The following is a 3,357-nucleotide window of genomic DNA, read 5'->3' on the forward strand; positions in this document are numbered from 1 at the left end:
GGGCGCATCGGGGTGGGGTGGACGCCCCCCCGGCGGTGCCGGGGATGACGGCTCCGGCGGGGTGCCGCACAGGATCGCGCGCCGCTGCGTGGTGCCGTCTGTGGCCGCACGGCCCGCCATCGCGGCCGGAGGGGGGATCCGATGACGGCGCGGGGGCTGCCCCTCGGGGTGGTGCTGGTGGCGCTGGCCGGGTGCAGCCCGGCGGCGCATTCGCCCACCGTGCCGGTGTTCGGCGCGTATTTTCCGATCTGGCTGATCGCGGCGGTGCTGGGCATCCTGGCCACGGTGATGATGCGGCTGGTGTTCCTGCGAACCGGCATCGACGACCGCCTGCCGGTGCCGCTGCTGGTGTATCTGTTCGCCGCGATCAAGTTCTCGGTCGGGATCTGGGCGCTCTGGTCGGGAGAGATGCTTCTTGCGCAGTGACGCCGCCAAGGCCCGCCGCGACCCGCGGCTGTGGATCGCCCGCCTGCTGGCGGTCGTCCTCATCGGCGGCGGCGTGCTGGCCATCGCCTTTGCCCTGACGCGGGGCGAAAGCGCGCCACGCACCGACGCGGCCGAGCTTGGCGCCACGACGATTCCCGTCTCGGCCCTCGTGCCGGGTCGGGTGATCGAGGTGGCGGTGCGCAACAACTCCGCCGTGCAGGCGGGCGACGTGCTGTTCCGCGTCGATCCCGAGGTCTATGCGCTGCGGGTGGCGCAGGCCCGCGCCGCCCTTCGCACCGCCGAGGCCGCCGCCGAGGACCGCGCGCGACTGATCGAGAACGAGCTGTCGGCGCTGGAGATCTCGCGCGGGCAGGTGCTGCGGGCGCGCAACAACCTGGCCCTGGCGCAGGCCAGCCTGCGACGGCTGGAGAACCTCGCGCCGCAGGGCTTTGTCACCGCCCAGGAGGTCGACACCGCCCGCACCCTCGCCGAGGACGCCGAGGTCACGCTGAACGAGGCGCTGACCGCCGAGCGCATGGCCGAGGTCCGCATCGGCACCCTCGATGCCGCCGAGGCGCAGGTGGAGCTGGCGCGCGCCACGCTGGCGCTGGCCGAGCGCGAGCTTGCCAACACCGAGGTCATCGCCCGCGTGGACGGGATCGTGACCGGCCTCAACCTCGGGGTTGGCGCCAGCGTGGTGCCGGGGGCGCCGCTGTTCACGCTGATCGACACCGCCGAATGGCGCGTCACCGCGTTCTTTCGCGAAACCGAGCTGCGGCGCATCCGCATCGGCGCACCGGTGGACGTGTTCGTCCTGCAGGACCCCGGCCGGCGCATCCGGGGCCATGTCCATTCCATCGCCGCAGGTATCCGGTCGCAGGACGAGATCGGCATCCTCGGCCTGCCGGTGGTGCCCAGCGCGCTGGACTGGGTGCGCGTCGCCAGCCGTTTCCCGGTGGAGATCGTGCTGGACGATCCGCCGGCGGATCTGATGCGCCTGGGGGCCTCGGCGGCGGTCGTGGTGCGACCGGGCCGTGACTGAGGCGGCGGCCCCTGCGCCCCGGTCGGGCCTTGCGGCGGTGCTGTGGCAGGAGCTGCGCCCCTATGAGGGGCGGGCGTTCATGGCCCTGCACATCGCCTTTCTGTGCGCGGCGACCGCCGTCATCGCCATGGCGCTGCGCATGCCCGAGGCGCTGCTGGCCTGCTACCTGATCTTCTTTGCCTACAAGGACAACGCGGGCGAGGGGATCGCCATCGGCGTGGGCCTGATCGTTGCGGCGACGCTGGCCATCGCGGTGGGGGTGGGGCTGCTGATGGCGGTGGCCGACGCGCCCGGGCCGCGGTTCGCGCTGATCCTGGCGCTGACCTTCGGGGGGATGTTCCTGTGGCGTGCCAGCCGCATGGGGCCGGCGGCCTATGCGCTGGCGTTCATCCTGGCGTTCGTGCTGATGCTGGCGGACACGGTGCCGGTGCCGGAATTGCTGGTGCGGGCGATGACCTGGCTGTGGGTGGTGGTGGCGGTACCGATGGGGCTTCTGGTGCTGACCAACCTGGTCTTCGGCCGCAGCCCCCGCGCGCTGGCGCACCGTCTGGTGACCGAGCGGCTCGAGGCCGCCGCCGATGTCCTGGAGGGGCGCGGGGAGGGACGCGACCCCGCGCCCCTCCTGGAGGCGGGCAATGCCGAGGCGTTGGGCTATGTCCGGATGGCCCGCCTGATGGGTGAGCTGCGCGGCGCACAGCCCGTCGACCGCCTGCGCGCCGAGATCGACGCCAGCCACCGCGTCCTGCGTGCCGCCGTGGCCGAGGCCGAGGCGGGCACGGTGTCCGGTGGCCTGGCGGCGCGGGCAGCGGCCCTGCGGGCGCTGGCCCGGGGCGCCCCGGATCATGCGGCGGATCATGGGGCGGGTGATTGGGCGGGCGCGGATCGCGGCCCGCTTGCCGATGCCGTCGCCGCACTTGTGGCCGCGCGGGACCCCGGCCGCCCCCCCGCGCCCCCGGCATCCGAGCCCGCGCCCTTCTTCAGGCCCGACGCCTTCACCAACCCGGCCTATGTGCGGTTCTCGCTCAAGGTCGTGCTGGCGGTGGCGGTGACCTATGTGCTGGTCCTGGGGGTCGACCTGTTCGACATCCACACCGCTATGGTGACCTGTTTCTTCGTGGCTCTGGGCACCGTGGGCGAGGTGTTCCACAAGTCCGGCCTGCGCCTTGCGGGGTGCCTGATCGGAACGGGGATGGGCGGGCTGGCGGTGCTGTATGCCGTGCCGCATCTGAGCGATGCGGGGCATCTGTTCGCGCTGGTGGGGCTGGGCAGCCTGGTGGCGGCCTGGGTGGCGCTGGGGACGTGGCGCACGCAATACCTGGGCTGGCAGATGGCGCTGGCGTTCTTCATCTGCGTGCTTCCGGCGTCGCCGCTGGAGTTCGGCCCCAACACCGACCTCGCCGATGCGGGCTATCGCATCCTCGGGATCGTGGTGGGGATCACCGTGATGGGGCTTGTCTTTGCGCTGGTCTGGCCCGAAAGCGCCGAGGACGCGCTGGCGCGCGAGACCGCCGCCGCGCTGGACGCCACCGCCGCCACGTTGCGCGGGACCGATCACCAACTGGCGGCGCAGGTCCATCTGGGCGCTGCGCGGCTGGCGGCCGAGGTGATGGTGTTCGAACGTCTGGGCGCGCGCCATGCCGGCCCCCGGCGCCGCGGGCTCTTGCACCGGCTGGAGGCCGCAAGGCAGCTGGCCCGTCTGGCGCCCGCGCTGGCGGGCCGCCCCGGCGCGGGTGATCTTGCGACCGGGATCGCGGCCGCGGCGCAGTCGTCAAGATCGCAGTCGTCAGGATCGCAGTCGTCGGGATCGCACCCCGGCCCGGTCCCCCGTCCGCCCGGCGATCCGCTGGCGCGCGCCCACGCGCTGCTCCGGACCCTCGCCCCCCAGGAGG

Annotated in this window: 3 protein-coding genes; all 3 read left to right on the top strand. The window is 73.3% G+C overall.

All coding sequences use genetic code 11. The features are described from left to right. Positions 1 to 141: 141 nt before the first annotated feature. A complete protein-coding gene (locus tag CCR87_RS00580) occupies positions 142 to 426 on the top strand; it encodes a YtcA family lipoprotein (protein WP_201155391.1) in 285 nt (94 codons plus the stop codon). Beyond that, on the top strand, positions 416 to 1,468 hold the full coding sequence (locus CCR87_RS00585; RefSeq protein ID WP_201155392.1) for an HlyD family efflux transporter periplasmic adaptor subunit: 1,053 nt from the start codon (positions 416 to 418) through the stop codon (positions 1,466 to 1,468). The genes CCR87_RS00580 and CCR87_RS00585 overlap by 11 nt, the downstream gene beginning before the upstream one ends. After that, the coding region (locus tag CCR87_RS17580) for an FUSC family protein (protein WP_201155393.1) at positions 1,461 to 3,357 on the top strand (1,897 nt) is incomplete at its 3' end. The genes CCR87_RS00585 and CCR87_RS17580, both read left to right, overlap by 8 nt.

This window comes from Rhodobaculum claviforme, assembly GCF_016653255.1.
GTDB classification, from domain to species: Bacteria; Pseudomonadota; Alphaproteobacteria; order Rhodobacterales; family Rhodobacteraceae; genus Rhodobaculum; species Rhodobaculum claviforme.

What these genes read in the sequence shown, in the direction of transcription:
- CCR87_RS00580 (WP_201155391.1), top strand. Translation starts at nt 142, where the DNA reads ATGACGGCGCGGGGGCTGCCCCTCGGGGTGGTGCTGGTGGCGCTGGCC.